Origin of the sequence: Paraburkholderia sp. BR14320, from assembly GCF_040948665.1 — a bacterium.
Classification (GTDB): Bacteria; Pseudomonadota; Gammaproteobacteria; order Burkholderiales; family Burkholderiaceae; genus Paraburkholderia; species Paraburkholderia youngii.
This window is the reverse complement of record NZ_JBFPKG010000239.1, coordinates 1-644: the sequence shown is the minus strand read 5'-3', so window position 1 is coordinate 644 and position 644 is coordinate 1. Positions and strand designations below refer to the sequence as shown.

1 protein-coding gene is annotated in these 644 nt (G+C 63.0%); it reads right to left on the bottom strand.

Annotation, left to right across the window (positions count from 1 at the left end; genetic code table 11):
* On the bottom strand, window positions 1-644 hold a 644-nt coding region (locus AB3X89_RS40110; protein WP_368588042.1), incomplete at both ends, for a branched-chain amino acid ABC transporter permease.

Genomic DNA, 644 nt, shown 5'->3' with positions numbered 1-644 from the left:
CGCGCACCGGCTTCTTGCCGCTACGCTTTGCCAGCTTCGCAATCTTGTCTTCGTGCTTCGGCGCCGGCCACAGGCCTTCCGAGCGATACAGCATGATCACGACCATCGCGAGACCGTACAGCAGCTGACGGATCACTTCGGTATCGACGACTTCATGGCCGAAGATCATGTTCTGCAGCGGACCCATGGTGGAGCGCAGGAACTCGGGGAACACCGCGAGCAGCACCGCGCCAAGGATCACGCCCGGAATGTGGCCCATGCCGCCGAGCACCACACAGGCGAGCACCACGACCGATTCCCAGAACGTGAACGATTCCGGCGACACGAAGCCCTGGAACGCACCGAACATCGCGCCCGACAAGCCGCCGAACGACGCGCCCATCGCGAACGCGAGCAGCTTCACGTTGCGGGTGTTGATGCCCATCGCCTTGGCGGCAATTTCATCTTCGCGGATCGCGGCCCAGGCGCGGCCGATACGCGAATGCTGCAGACGCGTACACGTCCAGATCACGAACAACGCACACAGCACGAACAGGTAGTAGTACAGGTACACCGCCGGGAACTGCATGCCGAACAGCGAGTGCGACTGCGCGAAGCTGAAGCCGCCGATCTGCACCGGAGCGATCCCGGTGATCCCCTTCGGA